Source organism: Phenylobacterium sp. (assembly GCF_044236515.1).
In the GTDB taxonomy this organism is placed as follows: Bacteria; Pseudomonadota; Alphaproteobacteria; order Caulobacterales; family Caulobacteraceae; genus Phenylobacterium.
Genome location: NZ_JBIIGK010000008.1, coordinates 16,864 through 37,435, shown reverse-complemented (window position 1 = coordinate 37,435; position 20,572 = coordinate 16,864). Strand labels below are relative to the sequence as shown.

Annotated in this window: 22 protein-coding genes; 18 read left to right on the top strand and 4 right to left on the bottom strand. The window is 71.0% G+C overall.

Translation table 11 applies throughout. The features are described 5' to 3' along the window. The 9 genes from ACILRF_RS01940 to ACILRF_RS01900 all read left to right on the top strand — a co-directional run. Positions 1-665: NAD-dependent epimerase/dehydratase family protein (locus ACILRF_RS01940; RefSeq protein ID WP_395670578.1), on the top strand; the 665-nt coding region annotated here is incomplete at its 5' end. Beyond that, the gene (locus ACILRF_RS01935) at positions 662-1,786 is read left to right on the top strand and encodes a glycosyltransferase family 4 protein (protein WP_395670577.1); all 1,125 of its coding nucleotides are present in this window, start codon (positions 662-664) and stop codon (positions 1,784-1,786) included. The genes ACILRF_RS01940 and ACILRF_RS01935, both read left to right, overlap by 4 nt. Then, on the top strand, positions 1,783-2,892 hold the full coding sequence (locus ACILRF_RS01930; protein ID WP_395670576.1) for a glycosyltransferase: 1,110 nt from the start codon (positions 1,783-1,785) through the stop codon (positions 2,890-2,892). Before ACILRF_RS01935 ends, ACILRF_RS01930 begins: the two co-directional genes overlap by 4 nt. Next, positions 2,889-3,983, top strand: a complete 1,095-nt coding sequence (locus tag ACILRF_RS01925) for a glycosyltransferase (RefSeq protein WP_395670575.1) — start codon at positions 2,889-2,891, stop codon at positions 3,981-3,983. The genes ACILRF_RS01930 and ACILRF_RS01925 overlap by 4 nt, the downstream gene beginning before the upstream one ends. Continuing rightward, entirely contained in the window at positions 3,980-5,089 is a 1,110-nt protein-coding gene (locus ACILRF_RS01920; RefSeq protein WP_395670574.1) for a glycosyltransferase, read from the top strand. Before ACILRF_RS01925 ends, ACILRF_RS01920 begins: the two co-directional genes overlap by 4 nt. Positions 5,090-5,101: 12 nt before the next feature. Beyond that, on the top strand, positions 5,102-6,118 hold the full coding sequence (locus ACILRF_RS01915) for a UDP-glucuronic acid decarboxylase family protein (RefSeq protein WP_395670573.1): 1,017 nt from the start codon (positions 5,102-5,104) through the stop codon (positions 6,116-6,118). After that, complete coding sequence (locus ACILRF_RS01910) at positions 6,108-7,100, top strand: zinc-binding dehydrogenase (RefSeq protein ID WP_395670572.1); 993 nt, start codon at positions 6,108-6,110, stop codon at positions 7,098-7,100. The genes ACILRF_RS01915 and ACILRF_RS01910 overlap by 11 nt, the downstream gene beginning before the upstream one ends. After that, a complete protein-coding gene (locus ACILRF_RS01905; RefSeq protein WP_395670571.1) occupies positions 7,097-8,128 on the top strand; it encodes a Gfo/Idh/MocA family protein in 1,032 nt (343 codons plus the stop codon). The genes ACILRF_RS01910 and ACILRF_RS01905 overlap by 4 nt, the downstream gene beginning before the upstream one ends. Positions 8,129-8,213: 85 nt before the next feature. Further along, a complete protein-coding gene (locus ACILRF_RS01900; protein WP_395670570.1) occupies positions 8,214-9,464 on the top strand; it encodes a hypothetical protein in 1,251 nt (416 codons plus the stop codon). A gap of 6 nt (positions 9,465-9,470) precedes the next feature. Here the strand turns inward: ACILRF_RS01900 and ACILRF_RS01895 are convergent, their stop codons facing one another. Then, on the bottom strand, positions 9,471-9,905 hold the full coding sequence (locus ACILRF_RS01895) for a VOC family protein (RefSeq protein WP_395670569.1): 435 nt from the start codon (positions 9,903-9,905) through the stop codon (positions 9,471-9,473). A 162-nt stretch (positions 9,906-10,067) separates the two neighbouring features. Between ACILRF_RS01895 and ACILRF_RS01890 the strand changes: the two genes are divergently transcribed. Then, complete coding sequence (locus ACILRF_RS01890; RefSeq protein ID WP_395670568.1) at positions 10,068-11,714, top strand: amidohydrolase; 1,647 nt, start codon at positions 10,068-10,070, stop codon at positions 11,712-11,714. A gap of 32 nt (positions 11,715-11,746) precedes the next feature. Here the strand turns inward: ACILRF_RS01890 and ACILRF_RS01885 are convergent, their stop codons facing one another. Together ACILRF_RS01885 and ACILRF_RS01880 are read right to left on the bottom strand one after the other, a co-directional pair. Further along, positions 11,747-12,271 carry a DUF1993 family protein gene (locus ACILRF_RS01885; RefSeq protein ID WP_395670567.1) on the bottom strand — a complete coding sequence of 175 codons (525 nt, stop codon included), beginning with the start codon at positions 12,269-12,271 and terminating at the stop codon, positions 11,747-11,749. 65 nt (positions 12,272-12,336) lie between these two features. Beyond that, positions 12,337-14,043, bottom strand: coding sequence for an MHYT domain-containing protein (locus tag ACILRF_RS01880; RefSeq protein WP_395670566.1), 1,707 nt, complete (start codon positions 14,041-14,043; stop codon positions 12,337-12,339). 184 nt (positions 14,044-14,227) lie between these two features. On the opposite strand from ACILRF_RS01880, the gene ACILRF_RS01875 reads away from it, so the two are divergent. Next, positions 14,228-15,205 carry a serine protease gene (locus ACILRF_RS01875; RefSeq protein ID WP_395670565.1) on the top strand — a complete coding sequence of 326 codons (978 nt, stop codon included), beginning with the start codon at positions 14,228-14,230 and terminating at the stop codon, positions 15,203-15,205. On the opposite strand, the gene ACILRF_RS01870 is transcribed toward ACILRF_RS01875, so the two are convergent. Further along, the gene (locus tag ACILRF_RS01870) at positions 15,198-15,644 is read right to left on the bottom strand and encodes a MaoC family dehydratase (protein ID WP_395670564.1); all 447 of its coding nucleotides are present in this window, start codon (positions 15,642-15,644) and stop codon (positions 15,198-15,200) included. The two genes, ACILRF_RS01875 and ACILRF_RS01870, sit on opposite strands and share 8 nt — an antisense overlap. A 76-nt stretch (positions 15,645-15,720) precedes the next feature. On the opposite strand from ACILRF_RS01870, the gene ACILRF_RS01865 reads away from it, so the two are divergent. From ACILRF_RS01865 to thiL, 7 genes are read left to right on the top strand one after another with little or no spacing between them, the layout of a single operon-like run. Then, complete coding sequence (locus ACILRF_RS01865) at positions 15,721-16,617, top strand: SDR family NAD(P)-dependent oxidoreductase (protein WP_395670563.1); 897 nt, start codon at positions 15,721-15,723, stop codon at positions 16,615-16,617. A gap of 43 nt (positions 16,618-16,660) precedes the next feature. Further along, positions 16,661-17,455: a TSUP family transporter gene (locus ACILRF_RS01860; RefSeq protein WP_395670562.1), complete on the top strand. Its 795-nt coding sequence runs from the start codon at positions 16,661-16,663 to the stop codon at positions 17,453-17,455. A gap of 13 nt (positions 17,456-17,468) precedes the next feature. Next, positions 17,469-18,113: a RibD family protein gene (locus ACILRF_RS01855; protein ID WP_395670561.1), complete on the top strand. Its 645-nt coding sequence runs from the start codon at positions 17,469-17,471 to the stop codon at positions 18,111-18,113. Continuing rightward, positions 18,114-18,704, top strand: coding sequence for a riboflavin synthase (locus tag ACILRF_RS01850; protein ID WP_395670560.1), 591 nt, complete (start codon positions 18,114-18,116; stop codon positions 18,702-18,704). A gap of 10 nt (positions 18,705-18,714) precedes the next feature. Beyond that, positions 18,715-19,173 (top strand): 6,7-dimethyl-8-ribityllumazine synthase, encoded by a 459-nt coding sequence (locus ACILRF_RS01845; RefSeq protein WP_395670559.1) that lies wholly within the window; start codon positions 18,715-18,717, stop codon positions 19,171-19,173. Continuing rightward, positions 19,170-19,616, top strand: a complete 447-nt coding sequence (gene nusB / locus ACILRF_RS01840; protein WP_395670558.1) for a transcription antitermination factor NusB — start codon at positions 19,170-19,172, stop codon at positions 19,614-19,616. Before ACILRF_RS01845 ends, nusB begins: the two co-directional genes overlap by 4 nt. Next, positions 19,603-20,571 carry a thiamine-phosphate kinase gene (gene thiL / locus ACILRF_RS01835; protein WP_395670557.1) on the top strand — a complete coding sequence of 323 codons (969 nt, stop codon included), beginning with the start codon at positions 19,603-19,605 and terminating at the stop codon, positions 20,569-20,571. The genes nusB and thiL overlap by 14 nt, the downstream gene beginning before the upstream one ends. Position 20,572: the final 1 nt, after the last annotated feature.

Here is a 20,572-nt window from a genome sequence, read left to right as displayed (position 1 = left end):
TTTACGGCGACCTTGCGGACGTGCCCCTCGAACTGGCCGGCGAGGCCTACCGGCCGCTCGATCCGGCGCTGAGGGTGCGCGGCGTCGGCGAGCAGCGACCCCTCGACTTCCACACGCCCTACGGCTGTTCCAAGGGCGCCGCCGACCAGTACGTCCTCGACTACGCCCGCAGCTTCGACCTGCCGACCTGCGTGCTGCGCATGAGCTGCATCTACGGTCCGCGTCAGATGGGCACCGAGGACCAGGGCTGGGTCGCTCATTTCCTGATCCGCGCGCTGGACGGCGAGTCCATCGTCATCTACGGCGACGGCCGCCAGGTGCGCGACATCCTCGGCGTCGGCGACGCGGTCGAGGCCTACATGTCGGCTTGGCGGCGCATCGAGCATGTGTCTGGCCGCGCCTTCAACCTCGGCGGCGGACCGGCCAACGCCGTCAGCCTGATGCAACTGATCGGCTTCATCGAGGAAAAGCTGCAGGACAAGGTCGCGGTCGAGTTCGCCGACTGGCGCGCCGGCGATCAGCGCTACTACGTCTCCGATCCCAGCGTCGCCCGCCGCGAACTTCGGCTCGACGAGCCGGTCGACTGGCGCACCGGCGTCGCCGGTCTCGTCGACTGGCTTTCTGCGGAACGCCAACGTCGGCGTCGGCCGGAGGCCGTCGCGTGACGCCTCACGGCGCCGGCAAGCGTGTGCTCATGACGGCGGACGCGGTCGGCGGCGTCTGGACCTATGCCCTCGACCTCGCCGGCGGCCTAGCCGCCACCGGGGTTCGCACGACGCTGGCGGTCCTCGGGCCGGAGCCGTCGCGCCAACAGCTCGAAGCCGCGCAACGGGTCGCGGATCTGGAGGTGGTGGTCACCGGCCTGCCGCTCGACTGGACGGCGGCCGAGCCGGCCGAGGTGCTGGAGACCGCCGCGGCGGTGCGCGGCCTGGCCCGTGGACATCGCGTCGACCTCGTGCATCTCAACACGCCGGCGCTGGCGGCGATCGGCGGCTTTTCCGTTCCCGTCCTCGGCGCCTGTCACTCCTGCCTCGACACCTGGTGGGGGGCGGTGAAGGACGGGCCGCCGCCGGAAGATTTCCGCTGGCGCAGCCGCCTGCTCTGGCAGGGTCTGCATGCCTGCGACGCCCTTATCGCGCCCACCCGGGCGTTCGCCCGCGAGATCGCCCGGACTTACGACGTCGCCGCCCCGGACGCGGTTCACAACGGCCGTGCTGCGCTGTCGGCAGGCCCCTTGGCCCGAAGGCCCGTGGTCTTCACCTCGGGGCGGCTGTGGGACGAGGGCAAGAACGTCCGGCTGCTGGACGCCGCGGCCGCCCGTATGGCGACGCCGGTCTACGCGGCCGGCCCGCTCGAAGGCCCGAACGGCGCCGCCATCTCCCTGGCCAACCTCCACACGCTCGGCGCGCTCCCGCCGCTGGCGGTCGCTGACTGGCTGCAGCTGAGCGCCGTCTTCGCGTCCGCCGCCCTCTATGAGCCGTTCGGCCTGGGCGTGCTGGAGGCGGCCCAGGCCGGCTGCGCCCTGGTGCTCTCGGATATCGACAGCTTCCGCGAGCTGTGGGCCGACGCGGCGGTGTTCGTCGACCCGCACGACGGCGCCGGCTTCGCCCGCGCCTGCGACGAACTCGTCGCCGATCCGGCGGAGCGCGCCGCGTGGGGCCGCCAGGCTCGGCTGCGCGCGGCCCGGTACACCGTCGAGGCCATGACCCGCTCGACGCTCGACGTCTACGGCCGCCTTCAGCCGAGGTTCCGGGCGAAGGCGCCGGGCCACGAGGTCGCAGCATGAGGATCGTCTACTTCACCCATTCGCTCGCCTCCTGCTGGAACCACGGCAACGCCCACTTCCTGCGCGGCGTCCTGCGCGAACTGATCCGACGCGGGCACGACGTGGTCGTCTACGAGCCCAAGGACGCCTGGAGCCTGGAAAACCTGCTGTCCGACCACGGCGCGGCCGGCCTTGTTCCTTGGCGCGCCGCCTATCCGGAGCTCGGCTCGCGCGCCTATGGCCCGGCGCCGGACCTCGGCCCGATGCTGGACGGCGCGGACCTGGTCATCGTGCACGAGTGGAACGATCCGGCTCTGGTCGCCGCGATCGGCCGTGCGCGGGCTGCGGGCGCACGCTTCCAACTGCTGTTCCACGACACCCACCATCGCGCCGTCAGCGAGCCTGACGCCCTCCGCGCCTTCGACCTCTCTGGCTACGATGGCGTCCTGGCCTTCGGCGAGACACTGGCCGAGGTCTATCGCCGCTGGGGCTGGGGGCGGCGGGTGTTCGTCTGGCACGAGGCGGCGGACGTCACCCTGTTCAGGCCGCCCACCGAGGAGGCGTCTCGCGACGGCTTGGTTTGGATCGGCAACTGGGGCGACGGGGAGCGGGCGTCGGAGCTCGGCGCTTTTCTGCTTGCGCCCGCTCGGGCGGCGGGTCTGTCCCTCGACATCTACGGCGTGCGCTATCCGCCGGAGGCGCAGGCCGCCCTCGCCCGCTACGGGGCGCACTACCGCGGCTGGCTGCCGAACGCCCGCGCGCCGCAGGTTTTCGCCCGCCACCTGGCCACCGTCCACGTGCCGCGGCGCTTCTACGTCCGAGCGCTGCCGGGCATCCCGACGATCCGGGTGTTCGAGGCCCTGGCCTGCGGCATCCCGCTGATCTCGGCGCCATGGCCGGACTGCGAGGGCCTGTTCCGCCCCGGCCAGGACTTCTTGTTCGCTCGCAATTCCAACGAGATGGCGGCGCATCTTCGCACGATCGCCGCCGATGTCGATCTGCGCCGCGACCTGACCCGGTCGGGCCTTGAGACCATCCGCGCCCGGCACACCTGCGGCCACCGGGCCGACGAACTCCTGGCGATCGTGCGGAGCCTCGCCGCCACCGATCTGGAGGTCCCCGCATGAAGATCGCCTTCTACGGCTCCTCGCTGCTCAGCGCCTATTGGAACGGAGCCGCGACCTACTACCGCGGGATGCTCTGCGAACTGGCGCGGCGGGGCTACGACGTCACCTTCTACGAGCCCGACGCCTTCGATCGGCAACAGCACCGGGACATCGATCCGCCCGACTGGGCGAAGGTCGTCGTCTATCCCGCGACCGAGGCTGGCCTGCGCGCCGTGATGGCCTGCGCGCCGGACGCGGATGTGGTGGTCAAGGCATCGGGCGTCGGCGTGTTCGACGACGAGCTCATCGAAGGCGTGATGGCCCGCGCGCGGCCGGACGCGGTCCGCATCTTCTGGGATGTCGACGCTCCGGCGACCCTGGCCGGCCTGCGGGACGATCCCCGCCAGCCGCTCGGCCGCGTTCTGCCGCACCTCGACATGGTTCTGACCTACGGCGGCGGGCCGCCGGTCGTTAGCGCCTACGAAAGCCTGGGCGCCCGCGTTTGCCGACCGATCTACAACGCCCTCGATCCGTCGACCCATCATCCGGTCGCCACGGACCTCCGGTTCGCCGGCGACCTGAACTTCCTCGCCAACCGGCTGCCGGACCGCGAGGAACGAGTTGAGCGGTTCTTCCTCCAGCCGGCGGCGCGCTCGCCGCAGCGACGCTTCCTGATCGGCGGGTCGGGCTGGGACGACAAGCCGATGCCGGACAATGTCCGCCGGGTCGGCCATGTGGGAACCGGCGACCACAACGCCTTCAACTGTTCGGGCCTCGCCGTGCTCAACGTCGCGCGCGACAGCATGGCCGACGTCGGATTCTCGCCGGCGACGCGGGTGTTCGAGGCGGCCGGCGCGGGCGCCTGCCTGATCACCGACGCATGGGAAGGTATCGAGCTGTTCCTCAACCCCGGCGAGGAGGTGCTCGTCGCGCGCGACGGTCGGGACGTCGCCGAGCACCTCGAGACCCTGTCGCCGGAGCGCGCCCGCGCAATCGGGGAGGCCGCCCGCCAGCGAATACTGACCGAGCACACCTATGCGCGCCGCGCCGCCGAGGCCGACACCCTGATCCGCGAGCAGGTCGCCGCCAAGCGCGAACGGAGCGTCGCATGAAGCTCGTCGTTCTCGGCCTGTCGCTGGCCTCGTCCTGGGGCAATGGCCACGCGACCACCTATCGCGCCCTGCTTCGCGCCTTCGCTGGCCGCGGCCACGAGGTGCTGTTCCTGGAGCGCGAGGTCCCCTGGTACGCGGGAGCCAATCGCGATCTGGCCGAGCCGGACTTCTGCCGCCTGGCGTTCTACGCCGACGTCGCCGACCTCAAGGCCGGTTGGCGGGACGACGTGACCGCGGCTGATGCGGTGATCGTCGGCTCCTATGTTCCCGACGGCGTCGAGGTCGGCCGCTGGGTCCAGGCGACCGCGAGGGGCGTTACCGCCTTCTACGACATCGACACGCCGGTTACGCTGGCGCGGCTCGCGGCCGGCGACTGCGAGTACCTCTCCCCTGAGCTGATCCCCGGCTATGGGGTCTACCTGTCGTTCACCGGCGGCCCGACGCTGGATGATATCGAGCGCCGTTACGGATCCCCGGCGGCTCGCGCGCTCTACTGCTCCGTCGACGCTGACGCCTATGTCCCCACCGACGCCCCGCGGCGCTGGGATCTTTCCTATCTCGGCACCTACAGCCCCGACCGCCAGCCGCCGCTGGACCGCCTGCTGATCGAGCCCGCCCGCCGCGCGCCGCATCTGCGCTTCTGCGTCGCGGGGCCGCAGTATCCGGTCGACATCGATTGGCCGGCCAATGTCGAGCGCCTGGAGCATGTGCCTCCTGGCGATCATCCCGGCTTCTACGCCGCCAGCCGCTTCACTCTGAACGTCACCCGCGCCGACATGATCGCCGCCGGCTGGAGCCCGAGCGTGCGGCTCTTCGAAGCCGCGGCCTGCGGCACGCCGATCATCTCGGACCTGTGGGAAGGGCTCGGCGACCTGTTCGAACCGGGCCGGGAGATCATCCTGGCCCAGCATGGCGAGACCGTGCTCCGTGCGCTCGAGGAGACGCCCGAGTCCGACGGCCGGGCGATGGGCGAGGCCGCCCGGCGACGGATTCTCCTCGCCCACACATCGTCCCGCAGAGCCGAGGAACTGGAGACAGTCCTACGGGAGGCCTCCACGGCCAAGCGGCGAACCCTGGCGCCCGACCTTGTCGGTCAAGCTTGTTGAAGGAAATCGGCGATGCGCAATGGACGGCAACATGAGGTGCTCGTCGCCGGCGGCGCCGGTTTCCTCGGCTCCCACCTCTGCGAACGGTTGGTCGAGGAGGGGGCGAGGGTGGTCGCCCTCGACAACCTGCAGACCGGCGACCGCGCAAACCTTCGCAAGCTGATCGGCCGCCCGGGCTTTGAGTTCGTCGAGGCCGATATCGTCAATCCGCTGCCCGCCAAGGTGCTCAAGCGGCCGTTCGACCGCATCTACAATCTCGCCTGCGCGGCCTCGCCGCCGCTCTATCAGGCCGACCCCGAGCACACGATGCTGACTTGTGTCCTCGGCGCCCACCGCTTGCTGCGGCTGGCCGCGGACACCGGAGCCCGCTTCCTGCTGTCTTCGACCAGCGAGGTCTATGGCGACCCGGACTTCCATCCCCAGCCCGAGACCTACCGCGGAAACGTCAACTGCACCGGCCCGCGCGCCTGCTACGACGAGGGCAAGCGCGCCGCCGAGGCGCTGTGTTTCGATTACGACCGGCTCGGCCGCGCCGAGGTTCGGGTGGCGCGCATCTTCAACACTTACGGCCCGCGCCTGTCGCCCAGCGACGGCCGCGTGATCTCCAACCTGATCAGCCAGGCGCTGGCCGGCGAGGACATCACCGTCTTCGGCGACGGCTCCCAGACCCGCTCCTTCTGTTACGTCGCCGATCTGGTCGACGGTCTCGTGCGGCTCATGGAGTACGACGGGGAGCAGCCCGGCCCGATCAACCTCGGCAATCCGGCCGAGCGGACGATCCTCGAACTCGTCGACCTGGTCCTGGCCGTGACCGGCTCGGACTCCGAGGTGGTCTACCGGCCGCTGCCGATCGACGACCCCCGCCGGCGCCGACCGGACATCGCCAAGGCCGCCGAACGCCTCGGCTGGACGCCGCAGACCTCGCTGATCCAGGGCCTGCGCGCCACCATCGCCTGGTTCGAGGAAGAAGCCGCCACGGCTGTCCCCGGGCAGCGACTCGAAAACGAGGCCGACGCCCGTGTCGCCTGACGCCGCAGCCGAGACCGCCGCCGCCACAATGCGCGCCGCCGTCGTCACCGGCCCGGGCGCGGTGCGCATCGCGTGCGTCGGGCGTCCGGACCCGGGGCCGGGGCAGGTGCGGGTGCGGCTGGAAGGGTGCGGGGTCTGCGCGTCGAACCTCACACCGTGGGCCGGGCCGGAGTGGATGACCTTCCCGACGCCGCCGGGTGATCTCGGCCACGAAGGCTGGGGCGTCATCGACAAGGTCGGGGAGGGGGTTACGGGCCTCGTGCCCGGCGACCGGGTGGCGAGCCTCTCGCACCGCAGCTACGCCGAATATGACCTAGCTGAGGCCGACGCCGTCGTGCGGCTCCCCGCAAGCCTCGCCGGCCAGCCCTTCCCAGGCGAGCCGCTGGCCTGCGCGATCAACATCTTTCGCCGCGCGCAGATCGAGGCCGGCCAGACTGTGGCCATCATCGGCGTCGGCTTCCTCGGCGCGGTCCTAACGCGCCTGGCCGCTGAGGCGGGTGCGCGGGTGATCGCTATCTCCCGGCGCGCGTCCTCGCTGGATCTTGCCCGCCGGATGGGGGCGGCTGAGACCCTCCCCATGGACGACCACTACGCCATCATCTCGCAGGTCCAGACGCTGACCGGCGGCAGGTTCTGCGAACGGGTGATCGAAGCGGTCGGCAAGCAGTGGCCCCTCGACCTCGCGGCCGAACTCACCGCCGAGGGCGGCCGGCTGGTGATCGCCGGTTACCACCAGGACGGCCCGCGGCAGGTCAACATGCAGCTGTGGAACTGGCGCGGCTTCGACGTCGTCAATGCGCACGAGCGCGACCCGCGCGCCTACGTCCAGGGCCTGCGCGAAGCCATCGAAGCGGTGACCTCCGGCCGGCTGGACCCGTCATCGCTCTACACCCACGTCTATCCGCTCGATCGCCTGGCCGAGGCCCTCAACGCCACCCGCGACAAGCCCGACGGCTTCGTGAAGGCATTGGTCATCCCATGAGCGAGACGGTGAGCCCCCTCCGACCCGCTGTCTCGACCCTGCGTCGCCCGCGGGTCGGCTTCCTTGGCGTCGGCTGGATCGGTCGGCTGCGCATGGAGGCGGCCCTGGCCACCGGCGTGATCGATCCCGTCGCCATCGCCGACCCGTCGGCTGAACAGCTCGCCGCCGCGCTCGAGCTCGCGCCCGGGGCCGCCGCCGCCGCGACGCTCGACGACCTCCTGGCCCTCGACCTCGACGGCTTGGTGATCGCCACGCCCAGCGCTCTGCACGCGGCCCAGGCCATCGCCGCTCTCGAGCGCGGCGTCGCGGTCTTCTGCCAGAAGCCCTTGGGCCGCACCGCCGCCGAAGCCGCCGCCGTGGTCGAGGCGGCCCGCCGCGCCGACCGCCTGCTGGCGGTCGATCTGTCCTACCGGTTCACCGAGGGGATGCGGCAGATCCGGCGGCTGATCGCGGATGGCGCGCTCGGCAAGGTCTTCGCCGCCGACCTCGTGTTCCACAACGCCTACGGCCCCGACAAACCGTGGTTCTACGACCGCGGGCTCTCCGGCGGCGGCTGCGTAATGGACCTCGGCGTCCACCTCGTCGACCTGGCGCTCTGGGTCCTCGACTTCCCCGAAGTCCGCAAGGTGGAAAGCGCTCTCTACGCCGCCGGCGCGCCCCTGCCGCCGGATTCCGCAGCGGTCGAGGACTACGCGGTCGCGACGCTTGAGACCGCCGACGGCGCCACCTTGCGCCTCGCCTGTTCCTGGCGCCTGCACGCCGGCCAGGAGGCCGATATCTCCGCCACCTTCTACGGCGACGCCGGCGGGGCCCGGCTGCGCAACGTCGACGGCTCGTTCTACGAATTCATGGCCGAGCGCTTCACCGGAACCCGCCGCGAGACCCTGACCACGCCGTCAGACGACTGGGGCGGCCGCGCCGCCGCCGACTGGGCCGAGCGCCTGGCGGCCGGCGAGCGCTTCGATCCCGCCGGCGCCAGGCTCGTCGATCTCGCCCGCATCCTCGACCGCATCAACGGCCAGCCTTAGGCCTTTCCCCCACGCCCCAAGCTGGGCAAGACTGGCGCCGTTACGGTCCCACGAGGAGAGGGCCGGGCGCTCAGGGGGCACGACCATGGGTTCGCACGACGGCATCGCCCGCCGCAGCTTTCTGGCCGGCGCGGCGGCGCTCTCCGCTTCGACGCTGGCCAGCGCCGCGCCCGCCCGCAAGTTCATCCAGACCGTCAACGGCCTGATCCCGCCGTCCGAACTCGGCGTCACCTCGATGCACGAGCACACCCTGCTGCGCGACGGCTCCGAGGTCGGCGATCCCCACGAGGTCTACGACGCCGAGACCCTCAAGCAGTTCATGGCCGGCTACGGCGCGCCCGCGCCGGTGCCCGAGGCCTTCTTCCCACAGCCGCCGGATCATCCGATCACCCTCGAGAACCGGCACTACCTGATGAGCTTCTACGCCAACTCGAAGGACGCCTTCCTCCTCGACGAGGCGCTGATGTCCGGCGAGCTCGGCGACTTCCGGAAGCTCGGCGGCCGCTCCGTCCTGGACGTCAGCGTCGCCAACTCCCGCGGCGATCCGCGCACCCAGCAGCGGATGTCCAAGGCGACCGGCGTGAACATCATCATGAGCACCGGGATCAACACCCCGCGCCTGACCTGGAAGAAGTACAAGGAAATGAGCCTGGCCCAGCTCACCGAGTTCTTCGAGGGCGAGCTCAACGTCGGCATCCGCGACACCAAGATCCGCGCCGGCCACATCAAGTTGCACTGCGACCGCACCGGCGCCACCGACGCGGTCCTGCACCGCGCCCTCGACGGCGCCGCCAGCGTCTCGCGCAACACCGGCGTGCCGGTGACCATCCACGTCTATTCGGTGGGCGATGCGACCTTCAACGCCGTCCTCGATCGCGCCGTGAAAGCAGGCATGCCGAAGGACCGGATGATCATCGCCCACTTCCCGACGGCGCTGCGGCCGATGGACTACAAGACCCTGATGACCGACCCGTCGAAGTTCGTCCCCAATCTCGACATCGGCTACCGGGCCATGGACCGCGGCTTCCTGCTGTCCTTCGACCTGTTCGGGGCGGGCGACGCCTGGATCGGCCGCCCGGGCGGCACGGTGCCGAACTACGACATCTATTCGTTCGCCGCGATCTACCAGTACTGCCAGCGCGGCTACGCCGACCGCCTGGTCATGGCGACCGACACCTGGACGCGGATGAGCACCCGCAAGTTCGGCGGCGGCGGCATCTCCCAGCTTCTGAACTTCGTCGTGCCGACGCTGAAGCAGCACGGCGTCTCCCAGGCCCACATCGACCAGATGATGATCCACACCCCGGCGCGGATGCTGGCCTACCGCGACGCCTGAGCCGCCTCAGCCCTCGAACGTCACCTTCACCGACTTGGCGCTGCGCTCCGCCGGCCCGTGATAGACGGCCTCGATGTTGTTGCCGTCCGGATCGAGGACGAACGCGCCGTAGTAGCCGGGATGGTACGGCCGCTCGCCCGGTCCGCCGTTGTCCTGCCCGCCGGCCGCCAGGGCGGCGCGGTGGAACGCTTCGACCCGCTCGCGGCTGTCGGCCTGGAACGCCAGGTGGTGGCGGCCGGTCAGCTTGCCCTGCGCCGCCTCGCTGTCAGCCGTCGAGACGAACAGCTCGTCGGCCCAGAAATAGTCCTCGCCCGATCCGCCCAGCGGCACGCCGAGCACGTCGAACACCGCCTCGTAGAACCGGCGGCTGGCCGGCAGGTCGCGCACGACCAGCTGGATGTGGTCGATCAGCCGACCCCGGTGAAGCTCCTGGGTTTCCATCGCTTGCTCCTGTCCCGAGCCTCACAGCGCGCGAAGGGTGTCATTTGTTGCCCCAGCTTGCCCGGCGCGTGTTGCCCCTGTGGCACCGATCGCAATCGCATCATCACCTGTACGTCGCGGGCTGCGGCGTGGAAGATGCCGCCAAACGAGGGGAGGGACGGCATGCAAAGCCGACGGGAACTGCTGGCCGCGGGCGCGGGCGCCGCGCTGTCCATGAGCGCCGGGCCGGGGCTGGCCCAGGCGGGCCGCGGCGGCCGGGATCTGCTGATCCTTAACGCCCGGGTCTGGACGCTCGACCCGGCGACGCCCTCCGCCGAGGCGGTGCTGGTCCGCGGCGGTCGCATCGCCTACGTCGGCGACGCCGCGGGCGCGCGCAGCCGCGGGGCCGGGGTTCCGGTCTTCGACGCCGCCGGCCGCACCCTGGTTCCCGGCTTTATCGACGGCCACATTCACATCGAGGCCTTCTCGGAATCCATGGATTTCCAGACGGCGCTGCCGGCCGTCTCGCATAGCCTGGACGAGGTCTTCGCCGTCGTCCGCCGGGCCGTGGCGACCACGCCGCCCGGCCGCTGGATCATCATCCGCGGCCTCGCCAACCTGACCTCTCAGGTCGCCGAGAAGCGCATGCCGACCCGCCAGGAGCTCGACGCCATCTCGGCCACCCGGCCGATCGCGGTGTTCTCCAGTCCCCACGTCGTCTCGCTGAACACGCCCGCCCTCAAGGCCGTCGGCGTCTGGACCGAGCGCGAGGAGAAGGCGCTGAAGTGGCGCGACGGCACCCCCGTCGGCGGGATCGGCGTCCACCGCTTGGCGGACGGCACGCCGCACGGCGTCGCCACCGAGGTCCAGGAGCTGATCTGGCAACTGCAGCCCTACACCCCGGCCGAGCTCCAGGCCTCCTACGGCGCGCACGCCCTGAAGGACTACGCCGCCAAGGGCATCACCACTGCGATCAACATCTCCGGCTCGCGCGAGCGGGTGGCGGCGATCACCGCCCTGCACCGCCGGGGCGAGATGCCCCTGCGCACCCGGCGCTACTTCCTGGTGCCGCAGGCCACCGGCTTCGACGATATCCAGCGCGCCGGCCTGACCCGCGGCTCGGGCGACGACATGGATCGTTTCGGCGGAGTGAAGCTGTTCATCGACGGCGCCGGCATTGATGGCCTCGGCAAGCGGATCGAGGACTACAAGTGGGACGCCGCCGGCCTCGCCGACATCATCACCCGCTGCAACCGCGCCGGCCTGCCGGTGATCATGCACGCCGTCTCCCCAGGGGGCATGAACCTCGGTCTCGACGCCGTGGCCGAGGCGGAGCGCCGCGCCCCGGCCGGCCTGCGCCACCGCATGGATCACCTGCACTTCCTGGGAGATCCCGCGGCCATCCAGCGGATCAAGGCGCTCAATCTCGGCGTCGGCCTGACCCGAGCCCAGAAAGGCGACGGCCGCCCGCGCACCACGCCCGACTTCCGCACCTTCCTCGACGCCGGCATCCGCGTCCAGGCCGTCTCGGATTCAGCCGGCAGCTTCACCAACTTCAGCCCGATGGCCGGCATCGCGTCCCTCGTCGCCCCGGTCAGCGAGGGCGGCGTCCAGCCGGCCGGCCGAGAGCTCAGCCTCGACGAGGCCATGAGCCTCTACACCACGGCCGCCGCCGTCGGCCTCTACGAAGAGGCCGAGAAGGGCAGCATCACGGTCGGCAAGTTCGGCGACTTCGCCCTGCTGTCGCAGGACCCCCGGACGTTGGCGCCCGGCGCGCTCTTCGACGTCAAGGTCGACGCGGTCATCGTCGGCGGCCGTCAGGTCGTCTGATCCCGCGACCTGCCGTCCTCAACCCGCCGGCCCTAGCCTTCCGGGGTGACGTTCGGCGGGCCCAGGTGCTGCAGGAAGTCCGGCTTGCCGAGCGCCACGCCGGCCGCCCGCAGTAGGGCGTAGGCTGTCGTCACGTGGAAGAAGAAGTTGGGCAGGGCGAAACCCGGCAGGTATTCGCGGCCGCTCCAGCGGTAGCCGTAGCCGTTCGGGAACTTCAGCTCCACCGTCCGGTCCTCGGCGCCCTCGAAGGCGGCCGGCTCGACGCTGCGGATGAAGTCTATGGTGCGCTGGCAACGGGCCTTCAGTTCAGCCCAGGTCGTCTCGGTGTCCGCCATCGCCGGCGCCTCGACCCCCGCCAGACGGGCGACCGCCCCCTTGGCGCTGTCGGACGCCATCTGGATCTGGGCGCTGAACGGCCGCATGTCGGGCGCCAACCGCGCGTCGATCAGCGTTTGCTCGTCCTTGCCCTCGGCGATCGCCTTCTCGATCCAGGCCTGCATGCTCGTCAGGGCGTTGATGAACACCGGCGCGGAAGCGTCGTACAGGGTGAAGCTCATAGCAATCTCCAGGGAATCTGCGCCGCCGGCGGGTCGCTGCCGATATGGTGACGCTTGGCGTGCGTTCACAAGGCCGCCGCGCCCGCAAATCGGCTGACGTCCTCGGCCTCGGGCGTTCTGGACCGCATCGGCGTCTCGATCCGGCAGGCGAAGCCGTCGGCCGCGAACTCGAGGTCCACCTCGCCGTGCAACTCGGTCTCGACGATGCCTCGGATCAGCCGCGTGCCGAAGCCGGGGTCGGCCGGCGGCATGGCCGCCGCCCCCCCGGCTTCCTTCCACTCGAGCCGCAGCCGGCCCGCCTCGAGGGTCCAGACCACCTTCACGCAGCCGTCGGTGTGGGCGAGCGCGCCGTACTTGGCGGCATTGGTCGCCAGCTCGTGGGCGATCATCCCGAACGCCAGCGCCTGCCGGGCCGACAGTTGCAAGTCCTCGCCGTCGATCTTCACCTGCTCGGCGCGATAGGGTGCGAACTCGTGGGTCAGCAACTCGCGCAGGCTGGCGCTCTCCCAGTTGCCGCGGGTCAGGGCGTTGTGGGTGTTCGACAGCGAGATCAGGCGCGCGTCGAACGCCTTGCGGAACGCCTCGATCGAGGTCGCCCCCTTGGCCGTCTGCCGGGCGATCGACTGGACGGTGAAAAGGGTGTTCTTCACCCGATGGTTCAGCTCGTCGATCAGGACGCGCCGCACCTGCTCGGCCTCCAGCACCCGCTCGAACGCGTCACGCTGGGCGGTGACGTCCTGTACGACCCCGGCCATTCGCCGCGGCCGGCCGTTGCGCGTCGCCACGACCCGGCCGCGGGTGTTGACCCATCGCGCCGGCTTGCCCTCCGGCGTCAGCCGGTACTCGATCTCGTAGAGGCTGCCGTCCTCCAGCGCCTTGGCCAGCTTGGCCTGCCGGCGCTCCAGGTCGTCCGGGGGCAGGGCCGCGATCAGGTCGGCGTAGCCGAACGGCTCGTCCGGACCGCGCTCGAAGATCGCCTTGCCGCCCGGCGACACCTGCAGGGTCATCTCCGGCACGGTCAGCTCCCAGTAACCGACGCCGCCTGCGTCCAGGGCCGCCAGCACGTTGAGCCGCTGGTCGTAGAGCGAGGCCAGCAGCGCCAGCGTCAGGATCACTAGCGTGCCGGTCGCCACCGCCACGCCGAGGATGAACGGCGGCGCGCCCGGCGGCGCGGCCGTGGTCGTTAGCCGGGTGATCTGTAGTCCGGCCATGGCCGTGTAGTGCATGCCGACGATAGCCAGTCCGAGGGTGACGGAGGCCAGCGCCATCATCTGCGCTGAGCGTTCCTGTCGCGCCGTCAGCAAGGCGGCGGTCGAGGCGCTGACCGCGATGACGAACGACAACGCCACGAACCCTGGCCGGTAGCCCAGCGACACCGCCGAGCGCAACGCCGCCATCCCGACGTAGTGCATGGTGCAGATGCCTACGCCCATCGCCAGCCCCGCCACCAGCAGGGCGCGGATCGTCGCCCGCTGTCGCGTGGCGGCCAGGAAGGCGCCTGAGGTGGCGATGATCGCCAGGGCCAGGGACAGGAGGGTCAGGACCGGATCGTAGCTGACCGGGCTGCCGGGGTCGAAGCCCAGCATGGCGATGAAGTGCATCGACCAGATGCTCGACCCCATCGCCACCCCGGCGGTCAGCAGCCAAACCCGTCGCGCCTGGCCGATGTGGGCCCGCGCCCGCCGAAACAGGTCGAGCGCCGTCCACGACCCCAGGATCGCCACCACGATCGACAGGATGACGAACAACAGATGGTGGTGATGCGAAATCAAACCGACTGAAACCCTGCCGCCCTTGAACTTTGCCGACCGGCTGCCCGCGGTCGGGTTTGAAATCTAAGTTATGCAGACGCGCCGCCGCGACGCCACAGCCTGTGGTGGCGCCGGGCGCCGACCGCCCGTCCCGGCCGGGGCGGGCCAGAGATGAACGCCCGCCGTCCTCCGGCGTTATCAGAGCGTGACCGATATCGTCGGCCTCATCGAATCCACCGTCCGGCTCGAACAGCCGCTCCGCGATGGCCAGGCGACCGTCGGAACCGGCTTCATGGTGACCGAGACCGCGACGGACGGCGCGCCGCGCACCATCCTGATCACCGCTCACCACGTCTTCGCCGCCATGCCGCACGACGAGGCTCGGGTCGGATTCCGGTCGCGCGACGCGAGCGGGAACTGGCGCTACGACCCGATCAGCCTGCGGATCCGCGACGCCGCCGGCGCGCCCCTGTGGACACGCCATCCGACCCAGGACGTGGCCGCCATCGAGCTGCCGCCCGGTGTCGCGCCCATGGCCCTGCCGCGCGAGGATCTCGGCGATGCGCGGGTGCTGGAGACGCTGCGCGTACGGCCAGGGTTCGAGATGATGGTGCTCGGCTATCCAATCGGCGCCGCCGCCAACCGCGAGGGTTTCCCGATCCTGCGGTCGGGCCGGGTGGCGTCCTATCCGCTGTCGCCGGCCACGCGCTACCCGACCTATCTCGTCGACTTCAACGTCTTCGGAGGCAACTCCGGCGGTCCGGTCTACGCCGCCGACGGCCGCGGCCCCGGCCGGATCGTCGTCACCGGCCTGCTCACCCAGCAGATGGAGGTCGAGGGCGAGCGCCTGGCCATCGGCAATGTCACGCAGGCCGGCTTCATCGCCGAGACCCTGACCCTGCTGACCGGCGGCCCCGCCGTTGTCGAGGACGCCTCGGGCGAGGCTCCGGCTGCCGAGGTGGTCGCCGCGGCCACCGCGCCGCCGTTGTCCTCCGCCGACCGGCTGCGCGAATCCTGGCGCGCCTTCAACGAGGAGTTGGAGATTCTCTTGCGCCGCCTGTGGATCGTCATTCGCGAGTCGGTGATGGGCTGGATCACCCCGGATCCGAAGCCCGCCAGTCCCGGCCCGGTCCAATCCGATCGGCCCGGCCCTCCGGCGACCCGCGACGCCGCGGCTAGGTGAAGATCAGCGACAGCGTCTCGGCGACGCAGGCCGGCCGGTCCTCGCCCTCGATCTCGATCGTGCAGCGGTTGCGCAGTTGCCAGCCTCCGGCCTTCGCCTCGACGGCGAGCAGCGTTTGGCGCAGACGCACCCGCTTTCCCGCCCGCACCGGGCTCGTGAACCGCACCTTGTCCGAACCGTAGTTGAGGCTGCGGGTGACGCCCTCGATCTGCAGCAGTCCGGCGGTAAGCCTCGGGATCAACGACAGGGTCAGATAGCCGTGGGCGATCGGCCCGCCGATTTCCCGGGTCGCCCGTTCGACATCGACGTGGATCCACTGATGATCGCCGGTCGCCTCGGCAAAGGCGTCGATCCGCGCTTGGTCGACCTCCAGCCAGTCGGACACCCCGACCTCTTGTCCAATCAGGCCCTGGAGGTCGTCAACGGCGACGCTTGGCATGGCGCGGTCCTTTTCGGCTGGCGTTGCTCCACATCGCACGCTGACCTAGGCTCCGAAACCCCCACGGAGCCCGACCATGCGCACCCGGATCGTCTCGCTGCTGTTCGCCGCCCTGGCGATGTTCGCGTTCAGCCCGGCGACGTCCGCCCAGCCGGTGTCCTACGCCGGCAAGACGGTGTTGATCACCGGTTCCACCGACGGCCTCGGCCGCGAACTCGCTCGGGCCCTGGCGGCCGAAGGCGCGCACGTCATCATTCACGGGCGCAACGCCGAGCGGGGCCAGGCCCTGGTCGACGAGATCACCCGGTCTGGCAAGGGCTCGGCGAGCTTCCATGCCGCCGATTTCTCCTCGTTGCAGGCGGTGCGCGGCTTCGCCGACACCATCGCCGCCCGCTATCCGAAGCTCGACCTGCTGGTGAACAACGCCGGAATCGGCACCAACAACGGCCCGCGCCAGGTCAGCGCCGACGGCCACGAGCTTGATTTCGCCGTCAACTACCTGCCGGGTTGGGTGCTGGTGAACCGCCTGCGCCCGAACCTGGCTGCCGCCGCCCCGTCCCGGATCGTGAACGTCTCCTCCCTCAGCGCCAGCCCGATCGACTTCGACGATGTCATGCTGGAAAAGCCCGGCGCTGTCGTCCGCGGCTATGGCCAGAGCAAGCTCGCCCAGGTGTCGATGACCGTGGCCCTCGCGCCGGAGTTCGCGCGCGACGGCATCACCATGATCTCCTTGCATCCGGCCTCGATGATGGACACGGCCATGGTCCGTCGCAGCGGCCGCCCGGCGATGACGACCATCGACGAGGGCCGCGACCATGTCCTTGGCCTGATCCACGCGGCGAAGCTGGAGCCCGGGGCCTTCTACGTGAAGGGCAAGGCGGTTCCGGCCGCCAATCCCCAGCCCTATGACGCGGCGGCCCGGGCCCGCCTGCTGAAGCTCAGCACCGACCTGACCGGCGTCGCCGCGCGCTAGGCGGCGCTGGATCATCGCGGCCGGAGGGCTTAGTCCACGCCCCATGGAGCTCGGGCCTGACGTCATCGCCATCCTCTGCGCCGTCGCGGTCGCGGCGGGTTTCGTCGACGCCATCGCCGGAGGCGGCGGCCTGCTGACCGTTCCGGCCCTGCTGGCCGCCGGCCTGCCGCCGGTCGCCGCCATCGCCACCAACAAGGTTCAGAGCTGCTGCGGCACCGCCGCGGCGACCTTCAACTTCTGGCGGGCTGGGCGGATAGATTTCAACCTGCTGCGCTGGCCGCTGCTGGGCTCCTTCCTCGGCTCGGCGATCGGCGGGCTGCTGCTGACGATCGCCGATCCGGCTTTTCTCGCCCTGGTCCTGCCGCTGCTGCTCGTCGCCGTCGCGGCCTACTTCCTGTTCGGACCGCGCGCCTCGGACGAGGATATTCGCGCCCGCCTGACCCCCGCCGCCTTCGCCCTGGTCGCCGCCGGGGTCGGCTTCTACGACGGCTTCTTCGGCCCAGGCGCCGGCTCGTTTTTCGCCCTCGGCCTCGTGACCCTGATGGGCATGGGCCTGACCCGCGCGACCGCCCACACCAAGGCGCTGAACTTCACTAGCAACATTGTCTCCGTGGTGATCTTCGGCCTCGGCGGCCACGTCGTCTGGGGCCTCGGGCTGATGATGGCGGTCGGCCAGGTCGCCGGCGGTTGGCTGGGCTCGCACACGGCCATGCGGTTCGGCCCTCGGGTCATCCGGCCGCTGCTGGTCATCGTCTGCCTGGCCATGGTCGCCAAGCTGCTGTCCGATCCCGCCAATCCGCTGCGCGCCGCCCTGGCTGCGCGTTTCGCCGGCGCATAGAAGGCCAGGGCCGATGACCGTCACCCTCAAGCTCGCCACCTCCCTCGACGGGCGCATCGCCACGGCCTCGGGCGAAAGCCGCTGGATCACCGGAGAGATCTCCCGCCAGGCCGTCCATCGCCTGCGCGCCGACCATGACGCCGTGCTGATCGGGGCCGAGACCGCGCTTGCCGACGATCCGGAGCTCACTGTCCGCCTGCCAGGCTACAACGGCCGTCAGCCGGCCCGCGTCGTCCTCGACAGCCGCCAGCGCCTCTCGCCTGAGTGCAAGCTGGTCCGCACCGCCCGCGATGTCCCCACCTATGTCGTCGCAGTCGGCGATCCCGACGCTGCCCTGACCGAGGCCGGGGTTCGGGTGCTCACCGCCCGCGCCGTCGGCGAGGATCGGCCGGAGCTGAAGTCGGTCGTCCACGCCCTCGCCGCCGAAGGCCTCTCGCGCCTGTTCGTCGAGGGCGGTGGCCAGGTCGCCGGCTCGTTCCTGCGCTGCGGGCTCGTCGACGCCCTGGAGTGGTTCCGCGCGCCGATCGTCATCGGCGGGGAGGGGCGGCCGGCCATCGGCGCCCTGGCTGTTGCCACGCTTGTCGACACCCCCCATTTCCGCCGCACCGAGGTCCGCGAATCCGGCGACGACCTTTGGGAACGCTACGAGAGGATCTGAATGTTCACCGGCATCGTCACCGACGTCGGCCGCGTCCGCGCGGTGCGCCAGACCGACCGCGACCGCCGGTTCGAGATCGACACCGCCTTCGACCTTTCCACCGTCGACATCGGGGCCTCCATCGCCCACGCCGGCTGCTGCCTGACCGTGGTCGAAAAGGGCCAGGGATGGTTCGCCGTCGAGGTGTCCGGCGAGACGCTCGCCGTCACCACCCTCGACGAATGGACCGTCGGCCGGCCGGTAAACCTGGAGCGCGCCGCCCGTGTCGGCGACGAGCTTGGCGGCCACATCGTCTCCGGCCACGTCGACGGCGTCGGCGAGGTGCTGTCGGTGGCGGAGGAGGGCGGCTCGCACCGGGTCCGCATCCGCGCCCCCCGCCCGCTGCACCGCTATATAGCCCCCAAGGGCTCGATCACCGTCGAGGGCGTTTCCCTGACCGTCAACGAGGTCGAGGACGACGTCTTCGGCGTCAACCTGATCCCGCACACCTGGGAGGTGACCACCCTCGGCCGGCTCGCGCCCGGGGTCCGCGTCAATCTCGAGATCGATATGCTCGCGCGCTATCTCGCCCGCTGGCGCGAAACGGCCTAAAGGGAGCGCGATGACTGACGAGCCTATCCGCATCCTGATCGTCGAAGCCCGCTTCTACGACGACCTCGCCGACGCCCTGCTGGCCGGCGCCGCCGACGCCCTTCGCGCCTTCGGCGCCGAGTATGAGGTCGTCACCGTCCCGGGCGCCCTCGAAATCCCCGCCGCTATCGCCTTCGCCGAAGAGGGCGGCCACCGCGGCGCCCGGTTCGACGGCTACGTCGCCCTCGGAACGGTGATCCGCGGCGAGACCTACCACTTCGAGATCGTCTCGAACGAGAGCGCGCGCGGCATCATGGACCTCAGCGTCTCCAAGCGCCTTGCGATCGGCAACGGCGTCCTGACCGTCGAGGACGAGGACCAGGCCTGGGCCCGCGCCCGCATGAGCGAGGGCGACAAGGGCGGCGGGGCCGCGCGGGCCGCGCTCTCGATGATCGAACTGCGCCGTCAGCTCCAGGGCGGCAGGCGATGAGCACGCCGCGCCAGGCCCGTTCCGTCGCCCGTCTCGCCGCCGTCCAGGCGCTCTACCAGATGGAGGTCTCCGCCGTCGGCGCCGAGGCCGTCATCCGCGAGTTCGCTGACCATCGCTTCGATCGCGACGTCGAGGACATGACCCTGGCCGGCGCCGACGAAGCCTTCTTCGCCGACCTCGTGCGCGGCGTCGTCGGCGAGCAGAAGGCCATTGACGCCGCGATCGCCCGCCGCCTGGCCCAGGGCTGGAAGCTGGAGCGCATCGACGCCACCGTCCGCGCCATCCTGCGGGCCGGCGCCTTCGAGCTCGCCCGCCGCCACGACGTGCCGGTCGAGGTGGTGATCGACGAGTACGTCGAGCTCGCCAAGTCGTTCTTCGAGGGGCCGGAGCCCGGCTTCGTCAACGGGGCGCTCGACGCCGTGGCGCAGGATGTCCGGACCTGACGATCCTGGCGAGTTCGGCGAGATCGCCCGCCTGTTCCGCCCGCTGACCGGCGGCGCGGCCGGCGCCTTCGGTCTTCAGGACGACGCCGCCGTCGTCCCCGGCCGCCCGGGCTTCGACCTCGTGGTCACCAAGGACGCGCTCGTCGAGGGCGTCCATGTCCCGCTCGGCGAGGCGCCCGACCTGATCGCCCGCAAGCTCGTGCGGGTGAACCTGTCCGACCTGGCCGCCAAGGGCGCCGAGCCCGTCGGCGCCTTCCTGGCCGTCGCCTGGCCCAAGGCCTACACCGCCCGCGACCGCGAGCGCTTCGCCCAGGGCCTCGCCGCCGATCTCGAGGCCTTCGCCCTGCCGCTGCTCGGCGGCGACACCGTCACCACCCCCGGGCCCTTCACCGCCAGCCTGACCGCCCTCGGCTGGGTCCCGGAGGGCCGGATGATCCGCCGGGCCGGGGCTTCCCCCGGAGACCGCCTAGCCGTCAGCGGCACGATCGGCGACGGCGTCCTCGGCCTCGCCGCCGTGCGCCGCGAGGTGGACGATCCCGACGGCCACCTCGCCGCCCGCTACCGCCTGCCGCGCCCCAGGCTCGACCTGCGGGCCGGCCTGCGCGCCTGCGCCTCCGCCGCCGCCGACGTCTCCGACGGCCTGGTCGCCGACGCCGGCCACCTCGGTGCGGCCAGCGGCGTCGCGCTCGACATCGACCTCGCGCGCCTGCCGCTGTCGAAATCCGCCGCCACCTGGCTGGAGGCCCAGCCCGACGCCGCCGCCGCCCTGCTACGCCTCGCCACGGGCGGCGATGACTATGAAGTGGTATGTGCTATTCCCCCCGACCGGCCGACGCCGGCCGGCTTCACCATCATCGGCGATTTCCGGGCCGGGCAGGGGTGCAAGGTGCGCCTCGGCGACCGCCCGCTCGACCCCGGCCCCGGGGGCTGGCGCCATCCTTTGAGTACTGACTGAT

Coding starts and splice junctions, on each gene's coding strand:
- ACILRF_RS01930 (WP_395670576.1), top strand. CDS start 1,783: ATGAGGATCGTCTACTTCACCCATTCGCTCGCCTCCTGCTGGAACCAC.
- ACILRF_RS01925 (WP_395670575.1), top strand. CDS start 2,889: ATGAAGATCGCCTTCTACGGCTCCTCGCTGCTCAGCGCCTATTGGAAC.
- ACILRF_RS01920 (WP_395670574.1), top strand. CDS start 3,980: ATGAAGCTCGTCGTTCTCGGCCTGTCGCTGGCCTCGTCCTGGGGCAAT.
- ACILRF_RS01915 (WP_395670573.1), top strand. CDS start 5,102: ATGCGCAATGGACGGCAACATGAGGTGCTCGTCGCCGGCGGCGCCGGT.
- ACILRF_RS01905 (WP_395670571.1), top strand. CDS start 7,097: ATGAGCGAGACGGTGAGCCCCCTCCGACCCGCTGTCTCGACCCTGCGT.
- ACILRF_RS01900 (WP_395670570.1), top strand. CDS start 8,214: ATGGGTTCGCACGACGGCATCGCCCGCCGCAGCTTTCTGGCCGGCGCG.
- ACILRF_RS01895 (WP_395670569.1), bottom strand. CDS start 9,905: ATGGAAACCCAGGAGCTTCACCGGGGTCGGCTGATCGACCACATCCAG.
- ACILRF_RS01890 (WP_395670568.1), top strand. CDS start 10,068: ATGCAAAGCCGACGGGAACTGCTGGCCGCGGGCGCGGGCGCCGCGCTG.
- ACILRF_RS01885 (WP_395670567.1), bottom strand. CDS start 12,271: ATGAGCTTCACCCTGTACGACGCTTCCGCGCCGGTGTTCATCAACGCC.
- ACILRF_RS01870 (WP_395670564.1), bottom strand. CDS start 15,644: ATGCCAAGCGTCGCCGTTGACGACCTCCAGGGCCTGATTGGACAAGAG.
- ACILRF_RS01865 (WP_395670563.1), top strand. CDS start 15,721: ATGCGCACCCGGATCGTCTCGCTGCTGTTCGCCGCCCTGGCGATGTTC.
- ACILRF_RS01860 (WP_395670562.1), top strand. CDS start 16,661: ATGGAGCTCGGGCCTGACGTCATCGCCATCCTCTGCGCCGTCGCGGTC.
- ACILRF_RS01855 (WP_395670561.1), top strand. CDS start 17,469: ATGACCGTCACCCTCAAGCTCGCCACCTCCCTCGACGGGCGCATCGCC.
- ACILRF_RS01850 (WP_395670560.1), top strand. CDS start 18,114: ATGTTCACCGGCATCGTCACCGACGTCGGCCGCGTCCGCGCGGTGCGC.
- ACILRF_RS01845 (WP_395670559.1), top strand. CDS start 18,715: ATGACTGACGAGCCTATCCGCATCCTGATCGTCGAAGCCCGCTTCTAC.
- nusB (WP_395670558.1), top strand. CDS start 19,170: ATGAGCACGCCGCGCCAGGCCCGTTCCGTCGCCCGTCTCGCCGCCGTC.
- thiL (WP_395670557.1), top strand. CDS start 19,603: ATGTCCGGACCTGACGATCCTGGCGAGTTCGGCGAGATCGCCCGCCTG.